Consider the following 25614-nt stretch of genomic DNA (forward strand, 5'->3'; position numbering starts at 1 on the left):
GCATCCTGCACAATCAATTCTCCACTAGAGGTCGAGGGCCATCAGGTCCTGAAGCCATCAGGAGGTTGTCATGGACGATATTCGCACCTTTACCCCGGTCCCGCATCAGCTAGTACGGAAGCTAGCGCGCTTTGCGCCCGCGGAAGCACCGCGCCGATACTACAGCCTCGCGGCGCTGCGCAGCACCATGGCGGCCTGGAGCGAGCGGGCCCGCTTTCGCTGGGCACTTGCGCAAATGGCGAAGGACAATCCACATTTGATCGACGATATCGGCCTGACGAGTTGGCAGGTCGAGGAAGAGATCGCCAAGCGCTTCTGGAGACGTTGAGGTGGGGATCGAAGAATGGCGCACCCGACAGGATTCGAACCTGTGACCTCTGCCTTCGGAGGGCAGCACTCTATCCAGCTGAGCTACGGGTGCTGATACAAGGCGTTGGCCTTACATGCGCGAAGCGTTTCTAGCCGATGCGGGCCAAGGCTTCAATGGCGAATTTTGCATTGTCCTCATCGACCGCGCGAGGGGCCGGCTTGAGGTCACGCAGTATTAGGCCCTAACTCCTGTCCCAATCCAAATAGTAGTCGATGGGATACCCCGGCCACCGCTGATGCCCCCCTAACTGATTAATTGTCCGATGTCATGGCGAGGCGTAAAATATAGATGCGGGTATAACAATAAGGCACTGGGGCCATGAAAAAAACTCGAGACTACTATGATGATGACAGCAGAGACGCGCGCTCGTTCCTGGTAAAGGTGTGTGACTACGGCGTGGCGATACTGCTTCTGGCAGGTCTTTTCTATTCGACATTTCTCGACGTGCAGGGCCGGTTCAAGCCGAGCAATGCGGAAATCGTCGCAGCGCGGCAGGCCAAGATCGCCAGCGAGCACGCCAAGCTCGAGGCGCCTGTCACCATCGTCGAATAAGCCGACAGAATTTCCGCTGCGAGAGCCGCCCCCGGTCATGAAACCGGGAACGGCTTGTTGTGCCCTGGGCTTATTCGATGTCGAAGGAGACGCCCTGGGCGAGCGGCAGTGCCGTCGAATAGTTCACCGTATTGGTCGCGCGGCGCATATAGGCCTTCCACGCGTCCGAACCCGATTCGCGGCCGCCGCCGGTTTCCTTTTCGCCGCCGAACGCGCCACCGATTTCCGCCCCTGACGTGCCGATATTGACATTGGCAATGCCGCAGTCCGAGCCATCGGCGCTGAGGAAGCGCTCTGCCTCTTGCAGGTTCAGCGTGAAGATCGAGGAGGAGAGGCCGGCGCCAACCGCATTGTGGTCGGCGATCGCTGCGTCGAAATCATCATATTTCATGACATAGAGGATCGGCGCGAAGGTTTCTTCGAGAACAGGACCGGCTTGCTTGGGCATTTCGACGAGGGCAGGACGGACATAATAGGCATTGGCATGGCCGTTTTCGATGCGGTTGCCACCGGTGACCTTGCCGCCATGGTCGCGTGCTTCGCTGAGGGCGTTCTGCATGTTGTCATAGGCGCCCTTGTCGATCAGCGGGCCAACCAGAGCCGAAGTCTCCAGCGGGCTGCCGACGCTCACGCTCTCATAGGCCTTCTTCAGGCGCGGCACCAAGGCGTCATAGACACTCTCGTGAACGAAAAGGCGGCGCAGCGTGGTGCAGCGCTGACCGGCCGTTCCCATGGCGCCGAAAGCGATGGCGCGCAGCGCCATGTCGAGATCGGCCGAGGGGCAGACGATGCCGGCATTGTTGCCGCCGAGCTCGAGGATCGAGCGGGCAAAACGTTTTGCAAGACGCGGACCGACCTCGCGGCCCATCCGCGTGGAACCGGTTGCCGAAACGAGCGCAACCTTACGGTTGTCGACAAGGGCTTCGCCGATCGTGCGGTCGCCCATCAGCGTCTGCGAAAGGCCGGCCGGAACCTCTCCGAAACGGGCTGCGGCACGCTCGAAGATGGCTGCGCAGGCGAGAGCGGTGAGCGGGGTCTTCTCCGATGGCTTCCACACGACGGCATTGCCGCAGACGAGGGCCAGCGCCGTATTCCACGACCAGACGGCGACCGGGAAGTTGAAGGCCGAAATCACGCCGACGACGCCGAGCGGGTGCCAGGTTTCCATCATGCGGTGGCCGGGGCGCTCGGTGGCAATGGTGAGACCGTAAAGCTGGCGCGAAAGACCGACGGCGAAATCGCAGATGTCGATCATCTCCTGCACTTCGCCGAGACCTTCGGAGGGGATCTTTCCGGCTTCGATCGAAACCAGGCGGCCGAGTTCGTTCTTCAGGGCGCGCAGTTCCTCACCGAAGAGGCGGACAAGTTCGCCGCGCTTCGGAGCGGGGACAAGGCGCCATTCGCGGAATGCGGCATCGGCCTTGTCGATGATCTTTGCGGCGTCGTCGGCCGAGTGGACGGCAATGTCGGCGATCTTCTCGCCCGTGACCGGGCTGAACGATGGCATCGCACCGCCCGTATAGGCGGCCTCGGCGACGCCGAGCTTGGAAAGGAGGGTCTTTACTTCTTGAGCAATGGTCATCTTGCTTCCCTTAATTTGTCTTTCTGCCGGGCTGGCAGAGATATTGGCTGCGTGACGGGCTTTTGCCAGTCATGTTCGAGGGTCAGCCACCTTAGCAGGTCCTGACCCCAAGTTTTAGTTTCTCAATCTACAAGTGCGACTGGCTGGAGATAGCGGCGGCAGTGGGCGATCGACGCCTTCTCGAGGCCTTCGTAATGGGCGAATTCGTCGAGGACCGGCATGCCGAGATGTGCTTCGAACTCCTGCTGGCTCGGGCTCGCCGCAAATTTCTGCGCACCGTTATCGCCAAGGTTCGACTGGAAAATGCCGGCGGCGCTGACGGGGAGAAAGTCTTCATAGACGATCGGATCGAAAACGACGGCGCCCATGGCGACCAGCGTTTCGAGGCTCGCCGGCTCGCGCGTCGACAGCGCTGCCCGGGGGAACCCTTCGACGGGCGTATACCGGAAATAGCCGAGGCCCTGCTGGCGGATCGTGTTCCAATCGTCCGGGAACGCTTTGAAGGCTTCGCCGAGGGCGGCGATGTAGGCGGCCGCGTTCGAACCGTCGGGAGCAGGACGCACGACCTCGCGTGCCTGCGCAAGCAGCCGGTCATAGAGCGCGCGGCCCTTCGGCGTCAGCGCAACGCCGCGCTGTTCGATTTCGCCAAAGCGAGCCGTGTGCGAACCCTTTGCCCACGTGCCCTCGGCATCTCGGAACGACACGGCTTCCTCGAGCGCCTTGAATGAGGTCTGCCGCAACAGGATGGGACATTCGCGGGTGGGCGGGCCCTCGATTACGGCCTTGGGCGCGATACCGTGGGCCGGCATCAGCTTCTGTACAGCATCGATGTCGAGCGTGCGCGGGGTCAGATGATTGATATGCGGTCCCTTGAACGACACGACGTCGGCGATCAGCCGGTGCGCATCGTGCAGGCGGCGGTAGAGGTCGCTGCTGACGCTCGCCTGGTCGTGCCAGCGGAACGTCTCGAGGATTTCCTTGACGAACAGGGTGGCGTCCGCGGCGTCGAGGCCGCCCGCGGCTTCAGCCTTTTCGATCAGGAGAATCGCCTTGTCCGTGAATATCTGGCGCGCTGCGAGGGTCTTGCGCGCTTCCTCCCGCAATGCGCCGTCGTCGATCAGATCGAGGCGAAGGAGCGAGGTGAATACGCGGAATGGATTGATTTTCAGCGCTTCGTCACCGACAGGCCGAAAAGCTGTCGAATGGACCGGCACGCCGGCTTCGCTGAGATCGTAATAGCCGACCGGATACATGCCCATGACGGCAAAGGCGCGGCGCAGCATGGCAAGTTCGGCGGGGGTTCCGACCCGGATAGCGCCATGCCGCTCTTCGGAGATGCGGTCGAGCGTCTCGGTCTGTTCCAGCCGGTGGCGCAGTTTCGGCGAAGCGGCGAGCGTATCGTCGTTCACCTGCGCCACGAGCTCGAGAAGCGTTCCGTAGGCAGGAACCTCGGTCCTGTACATGGCCGACATCGCTGTCGAAAAGGATGCGCGGATCACGTCCGTTGAAGTAAACGTGGCTGAATTCATAACTCTGCTTCCGTTATTGTTTGCGACGGCAATTTCTTTCCGTTCATGCATGTTATGGATTATAGAGTGGTCACTTGCCTGCGGATTGCGAAGAATCAAACTGTGTTAATGCGAGATTGGAATGAAGTTAAGCCGCCGATTGATCCCGGATATTGACATACTCCAGACGTTCGAATGCGCTGCGCGCCATGGCAGCTTCACGCAGGCGGCGAAAGAGCTTTCCCTGACCCAGAGCGCGGTGAGCCGCCAGATGAGCGAACTCGAAAGCCAGATCGGCGTGCTGCTGTTCGAGCGCGTTCGCCAGCGCGTGGTGCTTTCCGAGGCAGGGCAGAAATTCCTGCCCGAGGTCCGGCACTTGCTCGGTCTTACCGAGGAGACGATGTTGCGGGCCATGGCCGCCTCGCAATCCGCCTCGTCGCTGAGCATCGCCACGCTGCCGACCTTCGGCAGCCGCTGGCTGATGCCGCGCCTTCCGGATTTCGTGCGCAGGAACCCGGAAATGGCGCTGAGCGTCGCCTCGCGCTCGCGGCCCTTCGATTTCGAGGACGAGCCGTTCGATCTCGCCATCCATTATGGCCAGCCGGTATGGGCGCATGCCACCTGCACCTATCTGTGCAGCGAGTTGATCGTGCCGGTGGGCAGTCCCGAACTCTGCACGGCCAATCCGATCAGGGCAGCGGCCCAACTTGCCGATGCGCCGCTTTTGCATATTTCGACGCGGCCGAAATCGTGGGCCTCCTGGTTCGAAGCGGCGCAGGTGAGCGTCGCAAGTCCCTATAAGGGCCACCGGTTCGAGCATTTTTCCATGGTTATCGAGGCTGCGCTTGCCGGGCTCGGATTTGCTCTCCTTCCGCGCTACCTGATCGAACAGGAGCTTGCATCCGGCCGGCTCATCGTCCTCTTCGATCAGCCCTTGCGGACGGAAAACAGCTACTACCTCGTCGTGCCGGACCACAAGAAGGAAAATCCGCTGATGCAGAGCTTCGTCACCTGGATCGCCGAGCAGGTGTCCGAACGCGCGGGGCCCGGTCATTCGCTCAACGCATAATGTCTTCGAAGAATTTCACTTCAGGTTGCAAGATTGCGCTTTATAACCACCATAGGTAATTGTGCCGCGCCCCCTCGGCCGACTGTTCAGGTGATCCCATGCTCAATGACGAACGCTCCCACGGCCTGTGGGAAAAGACCGCCCCGCCTGCGCCTCGGACGGATGCTTTGCGCGGCGATATTTCAGTCGATGTCGCGGTCATCGGCGCGGGCTTTACCGGCCTCTCTGCCGCCCTCCACCTTGCCGATGTCGGCGCCAAGGTTGCGGTCGTCGATGCCGTGGAGATTGGCTTCGGCGGCTCGGGCCGTAATGTCGGCCTGGTCAATGCCGGCATGTGGGTGATGCCGAATGATCTGCCGGGCGTTCTGGGGCAGGTCCACGGCGAAAGGTTGCTCGAACTTCTCGGCAATGCGCCGCAATCGGTGTTCAACCTTGTCGACCGGTTCGAAATCGATTGCGAGCTCGAACGCAATGGTACGCTGCACTGTGCCGTCGGCGATGATGGCGTGAAACAACTCGAACAGCGGGCTGAGCAATGGCTGGCGCGCGGAGCGGCCGTGCGGCTGCTGAACGCCGCGGAAACCGCCGCAAAGGTCGGCTCGACCGCCTATGCCGCATCGCTTCTTGATAGCCGGGCGGGCACGATCCAGCCCCTCGGCTATGTGCGCGGGCTCGCGCGTGCGGCGCTCTCCAGAGGCGCGGCGATCTATTCGGGCTCTCCCGTCACTGCCACCGAGCGGAGCGGCGATCGCTGGCTGGTGCGCACGCCAACGGGCACCGTCTCGGCCGAGTGGATCATCGTTGCGACCAACGCTTATACGACCTCGCCATGGCCGCAATTGCGGGCGGAACTCCTGCATCTGCCCTATTTCAACTTTGCGACCATACCCTTGCCCGAAGACGTTCGGAAAACTGTCCTTCCCGAGCGGCAGGGTGGCTGGGATACGAAGGAGATTTTGAGCTCCTTCCGCATGGACAGGGCAGGACGCCTGGTGTTTGGCAGCGTCGGCGCCCTGCGCGGCACCGGCATGGCCGTGCACAAGGCTTGGGCGGCGCGCTCGATCCGCAAGATTTTTCCGCAGATCAAGAATGTGCAATTCGAAGCCGGCTGGTACGGCCAGATCGGCATGACCAGCGACAGCCTACCCCGCTTCCACACGCTCGCTCCGAAGATCATCAGTTTCAGCGGTTACAACGGTCGGGGCATCGCGCCCGGGACGGTCTTCGGCCGCATTCTTGCCGAGCACATTGCAGGGAAGGTCAACGAAACGGACCTGCCGCTGCCAGTCACCAAGCCGCGGGAGCAGGGCCTCCGCACCGTTCGCGAAGGCTATTACGAAGTCGGCGCGCAACTCGCGCATTTCGTCGGGAACCGGTTCTAAAAAACCGGCTGCCCACTATTTACTCGACATGTTTTTTCGCCTAGCATTTAAGCGTATGTCAATGATGCATTGATTTATTGCCATGTGATTTGAGTATGTTTTTAAAGATTAGGATTTCAATAAATGAGATTTTTACATTTGGCGCGGGCGGCCTCGCTGCTGTCCGCAATGGCGCTTGCTGCCTGTGACGATCACGAGACTTCGAAGGCTGAAGCAAGTTTAGGAGCGCCCGATCAGACGGTTGCGACCGCGCCTTCTCCTACCTTCGTCCAGCCGGAAGAGCCAGGGATAGTCAGCCAGGTTACGGTAACTCGACCGGCTGAACCTGAGCCGCAATCGAAAGTTGCCGGCCGCAGTCAGGCGGCGGTACTCGTCAGGCCGGAAGGGCCCACGTCGGTCAGACAGGTTACGGTAACTCAACCGGCTGAGCCTGAGCCGCTATCGGAAATTGCCGGCCGCAGTCAGGCGGCGGAACTCGTCAAGCCGGAAGCGTCCACGCCGGTCAGACGGGTTACGGTAACTCCATCGGTTGAACCGGAGCCGCTATCGCAAGATGCCGCCCGTATTCAGGCGGCGGAGCTCGTCAAGGCCGGCAAGCGCGACGACGCGTCCAATCTGCTGAAGAGCGTCGGGCTCGATGATGAAGCCTATGGCGTCTTTGCGCCGGCGGATTTTGTCTTCAACGGCAAGGATTATCCGCCGTTCAATTCGCCGAATGTAAGCGAGCAGGCCTCGTCGGCGCGCCATTCAATTGTGCTGGACGGCAAGACGATACGGTTCACGGCCCGGGCAGGGCATTTGATCGCGTACAGCCCGAAGGACAAGGACGGGAAGAAAGACGCCAGGGCAGCGATCTTCTACATGGCCTATACGCGCGATGATCTGCCGGCGGAAAACCGCCCGGTTACTTTCTTCTTCAACGGCGGCCCCGGAGCTTCCTCAATTTATCTGCATCTTGGAGGTTTCGGGCCCGTGCGGACAAAAATCGACGTGCCGTATCTGCCTCCCAAGAAGGCCGATCTCAAATTCCCGACCATGGACAACATGGAAACGCTACTCGAATATTCCGATCTCGTTTTTGTCGATCCGGTCAGCACGGGATTTTCCACCGCGATCGATCCTTATATTGACAACGATTTTGCCAATTCTCAAGCAGATGCGGAAATCGTCCGCGATTTCGTGACGCGCTACAGCAACAAGTACAGCCGGCGCAGTTCACCTAAATACCTGTTCGGCGAATCGTGGGGCGCTTCCCGCGTTGCGCTTGCCGGATCGCTCATGATCGAGGCCGGCGACCTCAACTACGACCCCGATCCGAGCGGCCGCCCGGCAAAGCTGTTGTCGGGCATCGTGCTGTTCTCGCCATATATGAGGGGCCCCATCACCGACGAACCCAGTTGGCTCGCCATTGACGCGTTAACGGAACAATACTTCCAGAACCTCAAAAATCCTCTGACGAGTTGGAGCGCGATAAAGCGCATTCCGACTGTCGATGCCTATGCAGACTATGTCCAAGGGTTCGTCAAATTCCGCTATCTGCCTGCAAAGGAGAGATACGCCGCCTCACCCACCCCAAAGACCGACTATCAGCTTGAACCGGATCTGAGGGAACTGCGCGGTATAACCGGCAACCCGAACATGATGTGGACCGACACCTCCAAGTGGCTCAACTCTCTTCCCGCCGGAAAACGGGGGGGCCGTTATGATCAACGGATGGTGGCCGATGACTACAGTGTCGACAATTTCGACGAGGAAGTCCTGGTGGACAGGCTAACTAAGCATTTACCGGACTACATGAATTATGTCGTCAACGGCAGCACAAAGCCGGATTCGGGCGTACCTGACCGGGCCTATTCAGGCAGCGGACAGAACATTTATGATGGGCAAATAGGTGGTTATACTGAACTCGCCCAGATTCTGACCGACAGGTCTATCCGGATCGTTGCCATGCACGGGTATTACGATCGCGCAACGTCTTTTATTACGACTAAATCTCAATTGAGGCTCACCGGTCTCGATAAACTGATCCCGGTCAAATTATTCGAAGGCGGACACATGTCGTATTACTCCGAGGTTGCCCGCCCCAAGCTGAAGCAGGCATTCGCCGAGTTCTATGCGCCTGCGCCTGCGGAGGTTGCCGCAAAATGATGGCTTGTTGTATTCGAGAACTGCGCAGGAGAACCTGTGGAGGCATAATCTTATCTGCCGCAATGCTGGGCACGACTATTGCTGCTCCGGCCCACGCTTTTGCAATTGTCACGGAAGGCGCCCTGGCGCGCAATACCGTCATGCTTGCCGGCGATGGTCCTCGCTTTCCGATGGCGCCGAGTACCGGTGACATCGACATAGCGACGGCCTTGACGCAGCGGCTTCGGACCAAATTTGACGCAGCAACCGCTCGCTCCAATCACCTTCTGACGCCCGAAGTGGCAAGGGAGGCAAATTGGGGCTTCGCGGTCAGTCATTTTGCCGAGATCGACCGGGATAGCGATGGTTTTGTCACCTTCGCCGAAATGTCGGACTTCATGGACGAGCGTTCGCCCGTGAAAAAGCCAAGCGAGAAGCCGATCCAGATCATCGAATGATGTAACTGGTAACGAAAAATGCCGCCGCGAGAAGGCCAGCTTTTTGCGGCGGCGACTTTGATGGCTCCGCCTCGCCCGGCGCGTTGCCGTGGAAAACCGGTTCGGCGTGCATTCGTCCGCATTTGCTTGCCATCTTGCGCGTTGCGACATATTCCTAGCGGATGGATAGCAAGAAGCCGACGCGGCCATTCAGACCGAGCGTCTCCGCCAGCATTCTCGCAGCGGTCAGGAACCGCAACAAGCGCTCCAGCGGAGCGACCAAGGTCGTGCGCAGCGATCTGCTCATCGCTTCCTATAATGTTCACAAATGCGTCGGCATCGATAAGAAGTTCGACCCGGACCGCATTGCGCACGTCATCAGCGAGATTGGCGCGGATGTCGTCGCTATCCAGGAGGCCGACAAGCGCTTTGGCGAACGCAGCGGCCTTCTCGACCTGGCGCGCCTCGAACGGGAGAACAAGCTGATCCCCGTGCCCGTGGCGTCACTCTATCCGAAAGGCCATGGCTGGCACGGCAATCTGCTGCTGTTTCGCGCCGGCGTCGTGCAGCGCGTACAGCAACTGGTGCTGCCAGGGCTCGAGCCTAGGGGCGCGCTGGTTGCCGATATCGACCTTCAGGCGGGGCCCTTGCGCATTATTGCCGCCCACCTTGGCCTGCTCAAGCATTCGCGCCAGCAGCAGACGGAAGCGATCCTCGATGCGGTGCATGCCGACCCCTCGCGCCCGACGCTCCTGCTCGGCGACCTTAATGAATGGCGCGTCGGCAAGGGATCGTCCCTGCACTTCCTGAAGCCGATCTTCGATCCGGCGAGGAATGCTGTTCCAAGTTTTCCGTCGCGCTTTCCGGTGCTCGCGCTCGACCGTGTCCTCGGCCATCCGCACAGCCTGGTTACGGCGATCGAAGTGCACGATACGCCGCTTGCGCGCGTCGCCTCCGATCACCTTCCCATCAAGGCGCATATCGATCTGAAGGCAGCCATTGCCGAGACGAACGCCATTAAAGATAGGGCGAACCTAGCCAGATAATCCGGTCGATCAGCCTCGCCCAGAACGAGCGGGCCCGCAGCTTTTGCAGGAGCACCGGTTTCGCTGAGGCGATTGCCGTGTCGATCAGCGCCTCCACTTCGGCAGCGAATGGCGCATCGATGACTTCAAGATCGACCTCGAAATTCAGCCGCAGCGAGCGCGGATCGAGGTTCGACGATCCGACATAGGACCAGGCGCCGTCGATTGCGAGCAGTTTCGAATGGTTGAAGTTGCCGGATGCACGCCAGATGCGGCAATGGCTCTTCAATATCTGATCGAACTGCGCGGTCATGGCCCGATCGACCAGCTTGAGATTATTGACCGACGGCACGACGATATCGACCTCGACGCCGCGCCGCGCCGCGGTCACGAGCGCGCTGATCAACTCTCGGTCCGGCAGGAAATAGGGCGACATGATGCGGATGTGTTGCTGCGCCACCGAAAAAGCGCCCATTAGCATGCGATGATTGGCTTCGACGCTGCGATCGGGACCGGACGGCACCACCCGGATGAACACCGGCTCGCCCGGTTGCTTTGCCGGCGGCTCGATGGCCCAGGCCTCGCCGCCAAGGTGCTCACGCGTGGTGAAGCGCCAGTCTTCTGCCGCCACGTGGAAAAGATCGGTGACGATCGGCCCTGTCAGCCGGAAGTGCGTGTCGCGCGCATTGTCTTCGCCGAAAATTTCGCGCGAGAAGCCGGCGCGGATATTCATGCCCCCGGTAAAGGCAACCCTGCCGTCGACGACCAGTATCTTCCTGTGGGTGCGAAGGTTGGCGTAGGGCAGGCGCAGGCCGATGATGATGTTGCCGTTGAAGACGTCGACCTTGACCCCGTGCTTCGCCAGATAGCCGACGATCGTCGGTATCGAATAACGCGCGCCGACGGCATCGATAAGCACCCTGACTTCCACCCCGCGCTTCTTTGCGGCAATGAGCGCGTCGGCGAGGCGCAGACCGATCTTGTCGCGGTCGAAAATATAGGTTTCGACGAGGACGCTGCGTTGCGCGCCCTGAATTTCCGCAAGCATCGCATGGTAGGCTTCGTCGCCGCCCTGCAGCATGTCGATATCGTTCGCCGTGGTGAGTCGGCAGCGGCTGACCCTATCGCCGAGCGTCTTCATCGTGGCGAGGCGCTTTTCGAAATGCGCAAGGACATCCTGGTCGCGCGCGTGAAAGCGCACGAGCTGATCCTGACCGATCTCGCGCAGGAATTCGCGCTGCGACGAGATGGTCGAGCGCCGGATGCGATTAATCCCGGCAACGGCATAGATGACGGCGCCAATGACCGGCGAGAGAATGATGACGCCGACCCAGCCAATCGCCGCGCGCACCTCCTCCTTGGTCATCGTCGCATGGATAGCGGCGGGCACACCGAGAAGAACCGACAGCACGAAAAAGATGTGCGGCCAATAGGTTGTTATGAAATTAGACATGCGAACGCATCATATCAGGAAATCGAATCCCGACGCGAACGCCATTCGGCCAGCGAGATCGGCTGGTCGGGAATGCGAATTTCGAAACTCGTTCCCGCCCCTTCATTGTCACGCAATTCAATTGTTCCCCCATGTGCCCGTACCAGCTCGTGTACGATTGCAAGGCCAAGTCCGGTACCCCCGGAGCGTGCCGATCCCCTGAATGCCCTGAACAAATTCTCCCGCGCCTTGGCGGGAAGGCCTGGCCCCGTGTCTTCGACGCCGATGATCGATGTCGTCCCGATCTGGCCCGCCGTTATTGTCAACCGCTTGATAATGGCGTCGTCATCGCGCGTATCGCCGGTCATGGCCTGTACCGAATTGCGGCAGAGGTTGAGAATGATCCGGAAAAACTGATCCGGATCGGCATCGAACTCGAAGGATTCCGGCACGAGATTCTTGAATTCAATACCGGATTTAGGGTCGATGCTGAGCATTTCCTCAACTTCGTTGACGAGCGTGCGCAGCTTCACGCGCCGGCGTTGCGGCGGGGGCTCCTGCGTCCCGCCATAAGCGAGAACCGTCTGTGAATAATTGATCGCGCGGTCGATCGTGCGTACGAGCTTGGGGACGAAGCGCTGGATCGCCGGATCGCTGGTGTTGGCGAGATGATCGGACATCAGCTGCGCCGAGGCGAGGATATTGCGCATATCGTGATTGATCTTGGAGACGGCTAGGCCAAGATCGGCGAGATGCTTCTGTTCAGAAAGGGTGCGCTGGAGCTGGCGCTGCATGTCGGCAAGCTCGCGCTGGGCAATGCCGAGTTCGTCCTGGCGGTTCTCGGGCTTGATGATTTTTTGCGGATCGTCCGGTGAGCGCGCAAAGGCGAGCATATTGTCGCTCATGCGCTGGATTGGCCGGATCAGCAGACGGCTTATGGCAAGGAAGACGAGACCGGCGGTGATCGCCGAGATGAATAGCGAGATGAGCGCCACATTGCCGGCATAGCGCAGCATGGCATTGCGCAGCGGCCCGTCGGAGGTCAGCAGTTCGATGACCTTGCCGGTGTCGCCGATCGGCCCGTAGACGCGAATGATCCGGTTGCCGCCGTTGATTACCGTATCGAAAGCGTCGCGAATTACGGTGATCGGGTCGGTCACCGTGATATCGACATGGCGATCGACCTTCGACGGCATTTCCGCTACGGCGAGCAGGCGCGAGGCGCCTTTTTCGCGCAAGGCGATTGCTTTCGTGCCCGTGGCGAGGAGCACGTCGTCCTGCACCGTGCGCGGAATTTCCTCGCTGTCGTTTGCCGCAAGGACCACGCTCGCGGCGGCGACGGTATTGAGGCGATCCGACAGCCAGCGAATGCGCATGTCGGCCATGGTCGGCACGAAGATCATAACTTCGGCGACGAGGCCGAAGAGCAGGGTGAGCAGCAGCAGCTTGCCCGAAAGGCGCTTGAAGACGGGCAAGCGTCGTCCGGCGTGCCGTGTGACGCTTGTTTCGGCAGACTTTTGTTCCGGTGCAGCCATTTGATCTCCGTCGTCAGGCGGTGTAAGCCGCCTGACGAATTAGCACAATAATTCACTTGGCCGTTTTTGCCTATTTTGAATCACGGCAACGAATTGACTTCTCGGCATCGGGCCTCTATAAGCCGCGCACGTCCGGGTTGACCGCCCCGGCGGCGTGTTTTTATGCGCTAATGGCGGTCCTGATATGCTCCTGTCAAAGAACAGACCACAAGAAGGGCCGCACACCGCGGTATTTAACAAATGAAGCGTACTTATCAGCCATCCAAGCTTGTCCGCGCACGTCGCCACGGGTTTCGCGCCCGTATGGCTACGGCTGGCGGCCGCAAGGTAATCGCAGCGCGCCGCGCCCGCGGTCGCAAGCGGTTGTCGGCATAAAGGCAAAACCGCGCGACTTGGTGCGGTTGCCAAAGTTGGCACTACACGATGAATGAGCAAAAACCACTCCGCCTTCGCAAGAGAGCGGAGTTTTTGACTGTTCGGAACGGAGAAAAGCGCCGCGGCGCCTACTTCCTGCTCGAGGTCAAGGAGCGCGAGGACCAGGCCGGTCCACCGCGCGTCGGTTTCACCGTCACCAAAAAGAACGGCAATGCTGTCATCCGCAATCGCATCAAACGCCGCCTGAAAGAGGCCGTGCGCGTCAATGTTGCTGATGACATGCAGGCGGGAACCGATTATGTGATCGTTGCTCGCCGTGACGCGCTCGACGCGCCGTTCGCGGACCTGACACGGGAACTCTCAAAACGGGTTTCCAGGAAAACACAGACCCGGCGTTCGACAAAGCCCTGATGGCGCACCCGACCCGACCCAAGGACTACAATGGAAACCAATCGTAATTTCTTTATCACCATTGCCTTGTCCATTGTGATCCTGACGCTTTGGCAGGTGTTCTACATGAACCCCAAGATCGAAGCGCAGCGCGAACAGGCCCAGATCGAGGCCACGCGGCAAGGACAGACGCGCGTTGACGGACAGGCGAGCACGCCGGCCGGAACGCCAACCACCGGCACCGCGGCAAACCTGCCGTCGTCGACGCCGGCAACGCCTGGCGCCAATATCCCCGGCCAATCCCAGGATGGCGCCCAGGCAGGCAGCCTGACCCGTGACGCCGCGCTCGGCCAGACCTCCCGCATAAAGATCGACACGCCGAGCCTCGGCGGCTCGATCAGCCTGACCGGCGCCCGGCTCGACGACCTGCAGCTGAAAAAGTACCACGAGACCGTTGACGACAACTCGCCGGCCATCCAGCTTCTGAGCCCGGCGCAGATGGCGGACGGCCAGTTCGCCGAGATCGGCTTTACCGGCAACGAGTTGACCGGTACGGTCCCTGGGCCGGGCACCGTATGGACGGTCGAGGGCAACAGCACGCTGACGCCGGCAAATCCGGTGACGCTCTCCTTCACCAACGAGAAGGGCTTGACGTTCAAGCGCACCTTTACAGTGGACGACCGTTACATGTTCACGGTCAAGGACACGGTAACCAACAGCACGTCCGCTCCCGTTTCGCTCGCCTCCTATGGCCGCGTTACGCGCTTCTCCAAGCCGCTTCATCCGAGCACCTATGTTTTGCACGAAGGTCCGATCGGCGTGATCGGCGACGAAGGTCTGGTGGAATACAAGTTCGCCGCCATCGAAAAGGCGCGCGAAGTGTCCCCGCCCAAGGCGACGACCGGCGGCTGGATCGGCATCACCGACAAATATTGGGCAGCAACCCTCGTTCCCTCGGCAGCAAAGCCGTTCCAGGCGCGCATGTCCTATTTCGACGACGGACGCCCGCGCTATCAGAGCGACTACCTCTCTGACCCGACGACGATCGAGCCCGGTCAGTCTGCGACGATTGAGAACCTGCTCTTCGCCGGTGCCAAGGAAGTCGGAACGATCAATGCCTATGAAAAGGAACGCAGCATCCGCCAGTTCGATCTCCTGATCGATTGGGGCTGGTTCTATTTCATCACCAAGCCGATGTTCTACCTGATCGACACGCTCTACAAGGCGATCGGCAATTTCGGCATCGCCATCCTCCTCGTCACCGTTATCCTCAAGGGCCTGTTCTTCCCGCTCGCCAACAAGTCCTACGCCTCCATGGCGCGGATGAAACTGGTGCAGCCGAAGATGACCGAAATCCGCGAGAAATATGCGGATGACAAGGTCAAGCAGCAGCAGGCGCTAATGGAGCTCTACAAGACGGAAAAGATCAATCCGATCGCCGGTTGCTGGCCGATCCTGATCCAGATCCCCGTCTTCTTCGCGCTCTACAAGGTCCTTTACGTGACCATCGAAATGCGCCACGCGCCGTTCTTTGGCTGGATTCAGGACCTTGCCGCGCCCGATCCAACCTCGGTATTCAACCTCTTCGGGCTTATGCCTTGGGCGGTTCCGGCCTTCCTGATGATCGGCGTCTGGCCGTTGATCATGGGCGTGACGATGTTCCTGCAGATGCGCATGAACCCGACGCCGCCCGATCCGACGCAGCAGATGATTTTCAACTGGATGCCGCTGATCTTCACCTTCATGCTGGCAAGCTTCCCTGCAGGTCTCGTGATCTACTGGGCGTGGAACAACACGCTGTCGATCATCCAGCAAGGCGTCATCATGAAGCGCCAGGGCGTCAAGATTGAGCTCTGGGATAATCTGGCGGGTATGTTCAAGAAGAAACCGAAACCGGCCGAGTAGCGGCCGGAATTTCGCGAAATTCTTTGCATCGGCCGGGCCTCACAGGGTCCGGCTGATCTCGTTTCAGCGCCTGGTTTCGCTGGACATTGACGGCAGCCGAACGCAAGCCATGACGCAATAAGGGTATAAGCTGTTGCGCCGGTCTGCCCCTGCTGTGTTGACAAGGCGAGGATAAACCTTGATGCACATTTCTCAATCCCGCACGCGCAATGGAATGGAATGAACGTGACTGAAGCCGAGGACAGGACCAACGGGTTGATCGAGAGGGGCAGGATGCTCTTCGCGCAGGGCTGGGTATTCATTCGCGGTGTGCCGTCGATGAAATTCCTGCCGCCTGAAGGACCGCTTGAAATCGCATTCGCCGGCCGCTCCAACGTCGGCAAATCATCCCTTATCAATGCGATCCTCGGCCAGAAGCTGGCGCGCACCTCGAATACGCCCGGCCGCACCCAGGAACTCAACTACTTCGTTCCCGATGGCTATTCGGGCGAGGGCAGGGACCTGCCGCCGATCGCTGTCGTCGATATGCCGGGCTATGGCTTTGCAGAAGCGCCGAAGGAACAGGTCGACGCCTGGACCCGTCTGGTGTTCGACTATCTGCGCGGGCGTTCGACCTTGAAGCGGGTCTATGTGCTGATCGATGCGCGTCACGGCGTCAAGAAAAACGATGCCGAAGTGCTCGATCTTCTCGACCGGGCCGCGGTTTCATACCAGCTTGTTCTCACCAAGATCGACAAGATCAAGGCGGCCGGTGTGCCCCGGTTAATGGAGGAGACGGCGCAGGCGATCAAAAAGCGCGCTGCCGCCTATCCCGAAATCCTGGCAACGTCTTCCGAGAAGGGCGCCGGGCTTGATGAACTGCGCGGTGCAATCGCGCTTCTGCTCGAAGAAAACCAGAAATAAAAGGGCCCCGCACGACCTAGGGCTAGGAGATCGCCGCGGGGCAAGATGCGCAGATGCCGTCTGCGCATTTCAGTGCTGCGGTTTACATTTTTGGCAGCAGCACCTTGTCGATTACATGGATGACGCCGTTCGACTGTTTGACATTGGCGATCGTCACGTGAGCGACGGTGCCGTTTTCATCTGTCAATGTCAGGTTCTTTCCCTTGTACTTCGCGGTCCAGACGCAGCCGCCCACGGTCTTCACCGGATGCGCGCCTTCATCATCATCGATCATCTTCATGATCGTCTTTGACGATGCGTCGGCAGCGACGACATGGCAGGTCAGGATCTTGGCCAGCTTGTCCTTGTTTTCGGGCTTCAGCAGCGTCTCGACGGTTCCCTTCGGCAGCGCCGCGAAGGCCTCATTGGTTGGCGCGAACACCGTGAAGGGCCCCTTGCCTTCGAGCGTCTCGACGAGGCCTGCAGCCTTGACGGCAGCGACGAGCGTCGTGTGATCCTTCGAGTTCACCGCATTCTCGATGATGTTCTTGTTTGGATACATGGACGCACCGCCCACAGTCGGATTCTTGGCGAACGCAGTTCCGGCAATCAGGACCGTCGAAAGTGCGATCAGGCTCAGTGATTTGCGTAACATCTCTATCTCCACTGTTGCATTGCCTCTCTTGAGAGGTCGGTGGAGATACGGGAGTGCTGAGGGCAAAGTTTCAGCGGCGGGATATTTTTTCAGATTGCGCGGATCGTACCGGCGGCGACGACTGCACCGGTGGGGGCTCCACTTGGCGAACCGCCAAGCGGTTCGACCGAAATGGCAAGCGTCGTACCGTCACGCAGTTTGTCGGCCAAACCCTGCGGGACATTGAATTCGGTGACTTGCGGCGACTTCATCAGCCCGAGCGAGACTGGCGCTTCATTCCCGGCAATCAGCCAGAGTTCGAGCGAACGGTCGGCAGGCATATCACCGGCAACCAGGCTCACTTTCAGGCGCTTGGTCTGCTCGTCATAAACTGCGACTGTGCGAACCTTGCTGTTGTCAGCAGCCATGGATGCCACCAGCTGGGCGGGCGCGGGACGCTGCAAAATAAGGTCGCGGCCGAAACCGATCATCGCCAGCACCAGGGCCGCGAGTGCAAGCCCGCGCCAGAATACGAGGCTGGTCCATAGCGGCATAGCCGGCGCCGGCGCATCGGTTCCGAACAGGCGATGATCGACCTGGGACTTGATATGGTGCGGCGGCGAAACCGGCGTGAACCCCTCATCGAGTGCGCTGAAATATTCCTGCCACCGGGTGACAAGGCGGGCGAATACCGGGTCCGTTTCGATGCGGCGCGCGGCATCGCGGCGCTCCTCTTCGGGCAGCACGCCCAACACATATTCGGCGGCAACGAGATCGTCGCCGTCCGGAACAGTGTCGTCGGGTGGTGTCGCGCTCATCCTTCCAGGCATTCCTTCAGTTTCAAAAGGCTGCGTCGCAGCCAGGTTCGCATTGTATTCAAAGGCACTTTATGACGCTGCGCCAGCAACTCGTAGCTGTCGCCATTAAGGTAGGCGCCGCGCACGGCCGCCGCACGTGGAGCGTCGAGCTGGTCGAGGCAATCTCCAAGGCGGCGCGCCTCTCCCGTCGCAATGGCGGATTGTTCGGGATCGGCGGAAGGCTCGGCGATATCCGATGCCTCGTCGAGATCCTCCGTTCGGCCCTTGCGCGCCCGCAGGCGGTCGATGCAGTGGTTCCTGGCAACGGCGACGAGCCAAGAAATCGGGCTGGTGCCGGCGACAGCAAAGCGGTCCGCCTTGTTCCAGATCTTGACGTAGATGTCCTGCAGCGCGTCTTCGGCCTCCGTGCGGTTACCCAAGACACGCAGGCACACGCCGAAAAGTTTCGCGCTGGTGGAGGCATAGAGCGCATCGAAAGCCGCCCGGTCCCGCAGGGAGACGCGTGAGATCAGTTCCGATATGCCTTCGGGCGTCATGTGAAGGGCGTTTCCAACTGCTGGTTGCATGATTTAAATCCGGCGGTGCGGCAGGCTGTCAATGGCTTCGGGCAAAAACCTTGGCGGCAAGCCGAAATCATGTTTGCCCGGGATCGCCTTTGGCGCTAAGAACCCCACGACCTTCCAAAGCCGGAGCCCGCGCATGTCCCTGACGCCCGACGACCAAACCGCCGAAATTCAGGCAAATCTGCTTTCGGCTGCTCTTCCCTATATGCAGCGCTATGAAAACAAGACCGTCGTCGTGAAATATGGCGGCCATGCCATGGGCGATGCCGCGCTGGGCAAGGCGTTCGCGCGGGACATAGCCTTGCTGAAACAATCTGGCATCAATCCCATCGTCGTTCACGGCGGCGGACCGCAAATTGCTTCGATGCTGGCGCGCATGGGGATCGAATCGAAGTTCGAGGGCGGTCTGCGCGTCACCGACGAAAAGACCCTCGAGATTGTCGAGATGGTCCTTGCGGGCTCGATCAACAAGGAGATCGTGGCGCTCATCAACGCCGAAGGCGAATGGGCAATCGGCCTGTGCGGCAAGGACGGGAACATGGTCTTTGCCGAGAAGGCCAAGAAGACCGTCATCGATCCCGACTCCAATATTGAAAAAATCGTCGATCTGGGCTTCGTCGGCGAACCGGTCGAGATCGACCGCACGCTGCTCGACCTTCTGGCGCGTTCCGAGATGATCCCGGTGATCGCACCCGTTGCCCCGGGACGCGACGGGCATACCTATAACATTAATGCGGATACTTTCGCGGGAGCCATCGCCGGCGCGCTGAAAGCCTCGCGCCTTCTGTTCCTCACCGATGTTCCGGGCGTGCTTGACGCCAACAAGGAGCTTATCAAGGAGCTTTCGATCGGCCAGGCGCGCGCGCTCATCAAGGATGGCACCATTTCGGGCGGCATGATTCCCAAGGTCGAAACCTGCATCGATGCGATAACGCGCGGCGTCGAAGGCGTCGTCATCCTCAATGGCAAGACGCCGCATTCGGTTCTGCTCGAACTTTTCACCGAGCGCGGCGCCGGCACGTTGATCGTTCCCTGATCACCGCTTCAGGTGTTCGAGCGGGATCTTTCCTGGCCCCTTGATGTTCTGCAGGACGAGTTGGGTGTGCACGTCGCGCACGCCCTTCAGCCGCATCAGCCGATGCATGACGAAATCGTTGAGATCGTCGACCGTCGGTACCATGACATGCAGCAGAAAATCGTGTTCGCCCGTCATGGTCCAGCATGACGACACTTCGTCCATGCGCTCTATCTCTCCGACGAAGCGCTCTGGCGAGTCGTCGCTGTGTGTATTGAGGCGAACCTGGATGAACACCTCGACCATGAGGCCGATGGCGCGGCGGTCTATCGCCGCTGCGAAACCCTTGATCACGCCGCTCTCCTGGAGATGCTCGAAACGCCGCGCGCACGGCGTCGCGGACAGCCCGATCATCTGCGCCAGATCGGTGATGGCAACCCGGCCGTTGGCCTGCAGGATCTGCAGCATTTTGATCTCGAACTCATTCAATTGAGGGGATGTCACCCGATTTCCTCCAAAAAAGATCAAATCTCGCCTGAGAGCATGCGTTTTTGAGATGATTAGGTCAAATCCTCTCCTCTCCTCAAGGTATCGTGCATGTAGCAGATTCTTGTGGAGGAGAAAAATATGACGATCAGTGTTGAAGCCTATGCGCGCGAATGCGCTGAGCTGGGTCTGCGCGGCGACTATACGGTGTGCAACACCGACTTCACGGTCGAACAGCAATATGACTATTCGGACGAAGACCAGGAGGTCTGGCGTACCCTGTGCGATCGCCAGACGAAGCTGACGGAAAAGCTTGCGCATCGCAGTTATCTCGACGGCGTGGAAGCGCTCGGCCTACTGGATCGCATCCCGGATTTCCATGAAGTCAGTGACCGGCTGCGCAAGTTGACCGGCTGGGAAATCGTAGCGGTGCCGGGCCTCATCCCGAACGAGCCGTTCTTCGATCATCTCGCCAACAAGCGTTTTCCCGTTACCAACTGGCTGCGCAGGAAGAAGGAACTCGACTACATCGTCGAGCCCGATATGTTTCACGATTTCTTCGGCCACGTGCCTATTCTGAGCCAACCCGTGTTTGCCGATTTCATGCAGCTGTACGGGGTCAAGGGTGGAGCAGCATCGCGGATGGGCGGTGAGCAACTGGCGGCTCGTCTCTACTGGTACAGCGCCGAGTTCGGCTTGATGCAAGAGGAAGGCGCTCCGGTTAAGGCCTTTGGCGCGGGGCTGATGTCGTCTTTCAGTGAGTTGCAATTCGCGGTCACGAGCCCCGATGCGCACCACGTCCCCTTCGACATCGAGACGGTCATGCGGACAGGATACGAGATCGACAAGTTTCAGCGGGCGTATTTTGTGCTGCCGTCCTTCGCCGCCCTTCGCGACGCTTTCGAGAGGGCGGACATGCCTGCGCTGATGTCGCGGTGGAAGGACGCGGAACCGCTCGAACCCGCGACGGTCTGATGCGCGCGCCGCGTTCAGGCGCTGTTCTTGGCAGGCGAGCGCACGCTGACGCAATTGCGGCCGCGACGTTTGGCGTCGTAGAGCCGCCGGTCGGCTGTCCGGAAGTGTTCCTTGACCGTGCCGGCGGCAACGCCGGCAACGCCGCCAATGCTGACACTGAGTGGTACCTCGGCGCCATCCGCCGATTTCAACGCGTGGCTGCAAACCTCCGCGCGAATGCATTCGGCCACGCCGCGCACCTCGGTTTCATCCGCCGTCGCGAGGAATATGGCGAACTCCTCGCCACCGATACGGCCGGCGCAGTCGTTTTCACCGATACAACGCAATATGCACTGTGCAATAGCAATGAGCGCCGCGTCACCGGTGTAGTGACCATGGTTATCGTTGATCTTCTTAAAGTGGTCGGCATCGACGATCAGCAAGGAGCCCGGTCCTTGCCTGCGCAAAGCCTCCATCCGGTCGAAGAACGTTTCACGGTTGAGAAGCCCCGTCATGTTGTCGCGCAGGGATGCCTCGAACAGACGGGCGTTGGTTGTTTCAAGTTCCTCCATGATGCGATTGAGTTCGCTCAGCGTTCCTCGCAACTTTTCCGATTGGCGCAAACACAGATAGATCATTGGAGGCGTGATCAGAACCGGGCAGACAATAGCGATAAGGTTCGTAACGCTATCGGGCAAATGTAGGGCCTCGTGCACCGCGTTGATAATCACCACACAGGAGGCAGTCATGACAATCGTCACCAATATGCACTTGAAAATGACTTTGGACATCGTTTCTCTGGAAAATGCATCAAGCTAGAAATTGGGAAAATGCAGGCAAGCGATAAATCTAAAATCGGTCGTAGTTACGACCATTTTCGTCTATTGATGAGACGCACTAATAAAATCGATGCATAAACAGCGCAGATAAATAGCGGAAACCGTACCGGATGACAAACCAGCCTGATCCATTAAACTTTGCGCATATAACGGACTGGGTCTTCGATCTGGACAATACGCTATACCCGCATCATTCCAATCTCTTTTCGCAGATCGATGTCAAGATGACAGGCTATGTCGCTGATCTGCTGAAGCTTTCGCATACGGATGCACGCGATCTCCAGAAGCGATTCTACAAGGAATATGGAACGACGCTCAAAGGCTTGATGGACCGCTACGATATCGATCCCGATGATTTTCTGCAAAAGGTCCACGACATCGACTATTCCTGGCTGGTGCCGGATCCCTCGCTCTCCACGGCGATCAAGCAGCTGCCGGGACGGAAATTCATCTTCACCAATGGCGACCGGGGCCACGCTGAACGCGCAGCGCGCCAGCTCGGCGTGCTCGAGCAGTTCGATGACATTTTCGATATCAGGGCAGCGGAGCTGACACCCAAACCGGCGCGCGAGACCTATGATCGGTTTCTGGCGATGCACAAGATCGACGCTGCGAGCTGCGTCATGTTCGAGGATCTGGCACGCAACCTCGTCGTGCCGAAGGCGCTCGGCATGACCACGGTCCTCATCGTTCCGCATAATTTCGAACCGACCTATTCCGAGATATGGGAGCGCGATCCCGGCAACACCGACCACGTCGATTACGTGACCGATGAACTTGCCGCATTCCTCGACGCGATCCTGCCAAGGCAGGTCAAGAGGAGCGAGCCGGTCTGAGGCGTCAATCCAGCTTGTAGAAGGCCTGGATCACATCCCAGGCTTCCTCGGCGGTATCGACGAAGGTGATGAGTTCGCGATCCGACGGCGAGATCACGCCTTGCTCGGCGAGGAAGTCGAAATTGATCGCCTTCTCCCAGAAAGACTTGCCGAAGAGCAGAAGCGGGATGCGTTCCATGCGTCCGGTCTGAATAAGGGTGAGCGTCTCGAAGGTTTCGTCCATGGTTCCGAAACCGCCGGGAAATATCGCCATGGCCTTCGCCCGCATCAAAAAGTGCATCTTGCGAATGGCGAAGTAATGGAAATTGAAGCACAGATCCGGCGATACATAAGAGTTCGGCGTCTGCTCGTGCGGCAGGACAATATTGAGCCCGATCGTCGGCGCGCCCACATCCGATGCGCCGCGGTTGCCGGCTTCCATCACGCCGGGACCGCCACCGGTGACGACGACGAACTCGCGATAATAGGTCGTTGACGAATAGGTAGAGCAGAGTTCGGCGAACTTGCGCGCCTCGGCGTAATAGCGTGAATTGGCCTCGAGGTTCTTTTTCTGGGTCGCGTTCTTCGCTGCCCAGGCGGCGCCGCCGGGTTCGGGGATGCGCGCTCCGCCGAACAGGACCACGGTCGAGCGGATGCCGCGCTCGGCGAGCGCCATTTCCGGCTTCAACAGTTCGAGCTGCAGGCGCACGGCACGCAACTCGCGCCGCGTCATGAATTCCGGATCGGCGAAGGCCAGCTTATAGGTGCTGGACAGGGTCTGCGGCGTTTCCGGCGCAGTCTCGACACGGCGTACCGCTTCGGAAGAATGAGAAAACGGTGTCCAGCTGTCTTTTTCATCGGTGTTCAATTCGGCTTCTCCTCGTGCGGACACTTATGACGTTCTGAGACATTCTTTCGCGGTCCAGCATGGTAATGGTGAGATTGACCCTCTCACAGACTTAAATTAAACCGCCCGTGTAATGGAGTGACCTGCAAATGTCCAAGCCTGACCTCACCAGCCTCGAAATGACCATCGAGAAGGCCTTCGATGAACGCGATGCCATCAATACCGATACGCGCGGCGAAGTTCGCGACGCTGTCGAGGCAGCGCTTCTCCTGCTCGACGGCGGCGAGGCTCGTGTCGCTGAGAAGCAGGCTGACGGAAACTGGAAAGTCAATCAGTGGCTGAAGAAGGCAGTGCTTCTGTCGTTCCGTCTCAATCCGATGGGGATCATCGAAGGAGCCCCAGGCGGCGCTGTCTGGTGGGACAAGGTGCCGTCGAAGTTTGACGGCTGGGGTGCGACGGAGTTCGCCAAGGCGGGCATCAGGACGGTGCCCAACGCCATCGTCCGCCGCTCGGCCTATATCGCGCCGGGCGCGATCCTGATGCCATCCTTCGTCAACCTCGGCGCCTATGTCGGCGAGGGAACAATGGTTGACACCTGGGCCGGCGTCGGTTCGTGCGCGCAGATCGGCAAGCACGTGCATCTATCGGGTGGCGTCGGCATTGGCGGCGTGCTCGAGCCCATGCAGGCCGGTCCGACCATCATCGAGGATAATTGCTTCATCGGCGCCCGCTCCGAAGTGGTCGAGGGCTGCATCGTTCGCGAAGGCTGTGTCCTCGGCATGGGCGTTTTCATCGGCAAGTCGACGAAGATTATCGACCGTGCAACGGGCGAAATCTTCTACGGCGAAGTGCCGCCCTATTCGGTGGTCGTCGCCGGCTCGCTTCCCGGCAAGCCTTTCCCTAACGGCCAGCCTAGTCCGAGCCTCTATTGCGCCGTGATCGTCAAGCGGGTCGACGAACAGACCCGCTCGAAAACGTCGATCAACGAATTGTTGCGGGACTGAGCCGCTCACACAGGCGCGTTGCGGATTTCCTCGACAGTGTGAGAGCGGAGCGGCTTGCCCTCCGCCTCCTTGATACGGGCGATAATCCGGCGCGTCAGGGGGACGTCGATGTTCTTCTCCTGCGCCAGGCGAAGGATCACGCCTTGCAGATAGTCGATTTCGGTCGGACGCCCCCGTGACAGATCCTCCCACATGGACGATCGCGCGTGTGGCCCGACGCTCAGCATTTTCCGTGCGAGAATTCCGAAGAGGAAGTCCGGCAACCGCAATATCCACGGCAGAAGCGCCGGCGGAAGGCCCTGTATCTTTGCCGGCGCGATTTTATGGGCCTTGAGCACCTTGATGCCTTCGTTCATCTGGTCCGCCAGCAGCCGGCGCCAGTTGCGATCGGACAGCTCGGTCGCAAGCGGGAGGTTCGACAGGGCATTGGCTGCGTTGTTGAGGTTCATCAACAGCTTGCCCCAGAGAACGCCCTGCATGTCTTCGTCATTTGCGACCTTAAGACCGGGGACTGAGAGTTCATCGGCAAGGTCTCCGGGCTTGTCATCGATGAGAATCGTGCCTTCCGTGGTCCGCCGGACAGTGAGCGGCACCTCTCCTGGTTCCGATTGCACGACGTTGAAGGGAACCATGCCTGCAGCAACCGTGAAACCCTTGGGGAGGGTGCGACGCAGCACCTTTGCGTTGTCGACGCCGTTCTGCAGGCTTACAACGACGGCGCTGGAAGGGGCGTGCGCGGCAATCAGCTTTGCCATCTCTTCAGTCGCGCCGCTCTTGACCGTGACGAGAATAATCTCGGCCGAGGCAAAGGCTGCGGCAGGATCGACTGCAAGCTGAAGCTTCTCCGGGTTGACGAGGCGCTCGGTTCCGTCGAGATCGACGATGTTGAGGCCCCCTTGGCGAAGCGCTTCATCGACCCGTGGTCGTACAAGAAAAACCACGTTCTTGTCGGCAGCGGCGAGACAACCACCGACATAACACCCTATCGATCCGGCTCCAGCGATGACGATACGGCTTCCGTTTTCGGTCATGTTGCTGTTCCCGGTTCATCGGTCGCGGCATTTAAAC

Annotated in this window: 26 protein-coding genes and 1 tRNA gene; 15 read left to right on the forward strand and 12 right to left on the reverse strand. The window is 59.7% G+C overall.

Features of this window, described 5'->3' with window-relative positions:
* Positions 1-70: 70 nt before the first annotated feature.
* Positions 71-328, forward strand: a complete 258-nt coding sequence (locus AC1DNI_RS03170; protein ID WP_477690789.1) for a DUF1127 domain-containing protein — start codon at positions 71-73, stop codon at positions 326-328.
* Positions 329-344: 16 nt separating this feature from the next.
* Here AC1DNI_RS03170 and AC1DNI_RS03175 read toward each other — a convergent pair.
* Positions 345-421, reverse strand: a tRNA-Arg gene (locus AC1DNI_RS03175).
* Between the two features lie 267 nt (positions 422-688).
* On the opposite strand from AC1DNI_RS03175, the gene AC1DNI_RS03180 reads away from it, so the two are divergent.
* A complete protein-coding gene (locus AC1DNI_RS03180) occupies positions 689-922 on the forward strand; it encodes a hypothetical protein (RefSeq protein ID WP_027230524.1) in 234 nt (77 codons plus the stop codon).
* Positions 923-992: 70 nt separating this feature from the next.
* Here AC1DNI_RS03180 and amaB read toward each other — a convergent pair whose 3' ends face one another.
* Both amaB and hglS read right to left on the reverse strand, forming a co-directional pair.
* Positions 993-2504 carry an L-piperidine-6-carboxylate dehydrogenase gene (gene amaB, locus AC1DNI_RS03185; RefSeq protein ID WP_477690790.1) on the reverse strand — a complete coding sequence of 504 codons (1512 nt, stop codon included), beginning with the start codon at positions 2502-2504 and terminating at the stop codon, positions 993-995.
* A gap of 122 nt (positions 2505-2626) precedes the next feature.
* Positions 2627-4033 carry a 2-oxoadipate dioxygenase/decarboxylase HglS gene (gene hglS / locus AC1DNI_RS03190; RefSeq protein WP_477690791.1) on the reverse strand — a complete coding sequence of 469 codons (1407 nt, stop codon included), beginning with the start codon at positions 4031-4033 and terminating at the stop codon, positions 2627-2629.
* A gap of 121 nt (positions 4034-4154) precedes the next feature.
* Here hglS and AC1DNI_RS03195 point away from each other — a divergent pair, with 121 nt between their 5' ends.
* The 5 genes from AC1DNI_RS03195 to AC1DNI_RS03215 all read left to right on the forward strand — a co-directional run bounded on the left by AC1DNI_RS03195 (position 4155) and on the right by AC1DNI_RS03215 (position 10073).
* Positions 4155-5081 (forward strand): LysR family transcriptional regulator, encoded by a 927-nt coding sequence (locus tag AC1DNI_RS03195; RefSeq protein WP_477690792.1) that lies wholly within the window; start codon positions 4155-4157, stop codon positions 5079-5081.
* Between the two features lie 98 nt (positions 5082-5179).
* A complete protein-coding gene (locus AC1DNI_RS03200; RefSeq protein WP_477690793.1) occupies positions 5180-6463 on the forward strand; it encodes an NAD(P)/FAD-dependent oxidoreductase in 1284 nt (427 codons plus the stop codon).
* Positions 6464-6586: 123 nt separating this feature from the next.
* The gene (locus AC1DNI_RS03205; RefSeq protein ID WP_477690794.1) at positions 6587-8611 is read left to right on the forward strand and encodes a S10 family serine carboxypeptidase-like protein; all 2025 of its coding nucleotides are present in this window, start codon (positions 6587-6589) and stop codon (positions 8609-8611) included.
* 62 nt (positions 8612-8673) lie between these two features.
* Complete coding sequence (locus tag AC1DNI_RS03210) at positions 8674-9048, forward strand: EF-hand domain-containing protein (RefSeq protein WP_477690795.1); 375 nt, start codon at positions 8674-8676, stop codon at positions 9046-9048.
* A gap of 161 nt (positions 9049-9209) precedes the next feature.
* Positions 9210-10073 carry an endonuclease/exonuclease/phosphatase family protein gene (locus AC1DNI_RS03215; RefSeq protein WP_477690796.1) on the forward strand — a complete coding sequence of 288 codons (864 nt, stop codon included), beginning with the start codon at positions 9210-9212 and terminating at the stop codon, positions 10071-10073.
* Here the strand turns inward: AC1DNI_RS03215 and AC1DNI_RS03220 are convergent.
* A complete protein-coding gene (locus AC1DNI_RS03220) occupies positions 10045-11505 on the reverse strand; it encodes a phospholipase D-like domain-containing protein (protein WP_477690797.1) in 1461 nt (486 codons plus the stop codon). The two genes, AC1DNI_RS03215 and AC1DNI_RS03220, sit on opposite strands and share 29 nt — an antisense overlap.
* Positions 11506-11519: 14 nt before the next feature.
* Positions 11520-13019, reverse strand: a complete 1500-nt coding sequence (locus tag AC1DNI_RS03225; RefSeq protein WP_477690798.1) for a sensor histidine kinase — start codon at positions 13017-13019, stop codon at positions 11520-11522.
* 240 nt (positions 13020-13259) lie between these two features.
* Here AC1DNI_RS03225 and rpmH point away from each other — a divergent pair, with 240 nt between their 5' ends.
* The 4 genes from rpmH (at position 13260) to yihA (ending at position 16592) form a co-directional block, all read left to right on the forward strand.
* Positions 13260-13394, forward strand: a complete 135-nt coding sequence (rpmH, locus tag AC1DNI_RS03230) for a 50S ribosomal protein L34 (RefSeq protein ID WP_040853797.1) — start codon at positions 13260-13262, stop codon at positions 13392-13394.
* A gap of 48 nt (positions 13395-13442) precedes the next feature.
* Complete coding sequence (rnpA, locus tag AC1DNI_RS03235) at positions 13443-13805, forward strand: ribonuclease P protein component (RefSeq protein WP_113280273.1); 363 nt, start codon at positions 13443-13445, stop codon at positions 13803-13805.
* A gap of 30 nt (positions 13806-13835) precedes the next feature.
* A complete protein-coding gene (gene yidC / locus AC1DNI_RS03240; protein WP_113280274.1) occupies positions 13836-15689 on the forward strand; it encodes a membrane protein insertase YidC in 1854 nt (617 codons plus the stop codon).
* Between the two features lie 219 nt (positions 15690-15908).
* Entirely contained in the window at positions 15909-16592 is a 684-nt protein-coding gene (yihA, locus tag AC1DNI_RS03245) for a ribosome biogenesis GTP-binding protein YihA/YsxC (RefSeq protein WP_477690799.1), read from the forward strand.
* A gap of 82 nt (positions 16593-16674) precedes the next feature.
* On the opposite strand, the gene AC1DNI_RS03250 is transcribed toward yihA, so the two are convergent.
* From AC1DNI_RS03250 to AC1DNI_RS03260, 3 genes are all read right to left on the reverse strand, one after another.
* On the reverse strand, positions 16675-17226 hold the full coding sequence (locus AC1DNI_RS03250; RefSeq protein WP_477690800.1) for a fasciclin domain-containing protein: 552 nt from the start codon (positions 17224-17226) through the stop codon (positions 16675-16677).
* An 89-nt stretch (positions 17227-17315) separates the two neighbouring features.
* The gene (locus AC1DNI_RS03255) at positions 17316-18023 is read right to left on the reverse strand and encodes an anti-sigma factor (RefSeq protein WP_477690801.1); all 708 of its coding nucleotides are present in this window, start codon (positions 18021-18023) and stop codon (positions 17316-17318) included.
* Positions 18020-18559: a sigma-70 family RNA polymerase sigma factor gene (locus tag AC1DNI_RS03260; protein WP_091919986.1), complete on the reverse strand. Its 540-nt coding sequence runs from the start codon at positions 18557-18559 to the stop codon at positions 18020-18022. The genes AC1DNI_RS03255 and AC1DNI_RS03260 overlap by 4 nt, the downstream gene beginning before the upstream one ends.
* A gap of 163 nt (positions 18560-18722) precedes the next feature.
* On the opposite strand from AC1DNI_RS03260, the gene argB reads away from it, so the two are divergent.
* A complete protein-coding gene (argB, locus tag AC1DNI_RS03265; protein ID WP_477690802.1) occupies positions 18723-19622 on the forward strand; it encodes an acetylglutamate kinase in 900 nt (299 codons plus the stop codon).
* On the opposite strand, the gene AC1DNI_RS03270 is transcribed toward argB, so the two are convergent.
* A complete protein-coding gene (locus AC1DNI_RS03270; RefSeq protein WP_477690803.1) occupies positions 19623-20105 on the reverse strand; it encodes an Lrp/AsnC family transcriptional regulator in 483 nt (160 codons plus the stop codon).
* Between the two features lie 123 nt (positions 20106-20228).
* Here AC1DNI_RS03270 and phhA point away from each other — a divergent pair, with 123 nt between their 5' ends.
* Positions 20229-21062, forward strand: a complete 834-nt coding sequence (phhA, locus tag AC1DNI_RS03275) for a phenylalanine 4-monooxygenase (RefSeq protein ID WP_477690804.1) — start codon at positions 20229-20231, stop codon at positions 21060-21062.
* Between the two features lie 14 nt (positions 21063-21076).
* On the opposite strand, the gene AC1DNI_RS03280 is transcribed toward phhA, so the two are convergent.
* Positions 21077-21832, reverse strand: a complete 756-nt coding sequence (locus tag AC1DNI_RS03280) for a GGDEF domain-containing protein (RefSeq protein ID WP_477690805.1) — start codon at positions 21830-21832, stop codon at positions 21077-21079.
* Positions 21833-21990: 158 nt separating this feature from the next.
* Here AC1DNI_RS03280 and AC1DNI_RS03285 point away from each other — a divergent pair, with 158 nt between their 5' ends.
* Entirely contained in the window at positions 21991-22716 is a 726-nt protein-coding gene (locus AC1DNI_RS03285) for a pyrimidine 5'-nucleotidase (protein ID WP_027230506.1), read from the forward strand.
* A 4-nt stretch (positions 22717-22720) separates the two neighbouring features.
* On the opposite strand, the gene AC1DNI_RS03290 is transcribed toward AC1DNI_RS03285, so the two are convergent.
* Positions 22721-23563 (reverse strand): LOG family protein, encoded by an 843-nt coding sequence (locus AC1DNI_RS03290; protein WP_477690806.1) that lies wholly within the window; start codon positions 23561-23563, stop codon positions 22721-22723.
* 128 nt (positions 23564-23691) lie between these two features.
* Between AC1DNI_RS03290 and dapD the strand changes: the two genes are divergently transcribed.
* Entirely contained in the window at positions 23692-24546 is an 855-nt protein-coding gene (gene dapD, locus AC1DNI_RS03295; RefSeq protein ID WP_477690807.1) for a 2,3,4,5-tetrahydropyridine-2,6-dicarboxylate N-succinyltransferase, read from the forward strand.
* 5 nt (positions 24547-24551) lie between these two features.
* On the opposite strand, the gene AC1DNI_RS03300 is transcribed toward dapD, so the two are convergent.
* A complete protein-coding gene (locus AC1DNI_RS03300) occupies positions 24552-25577 on the reverse strand; it encodes a 2-dehydropantoate 2-reductase (protein WP_477690808.1) in 1026 nt (341 codons plus the stop codon).
* Positions 25578-25614: the final 37 nt, after the last annotated feature.

It is taken from the genome of Phyllobacterium sp. 01N428 (assembly GCF_056399405.1).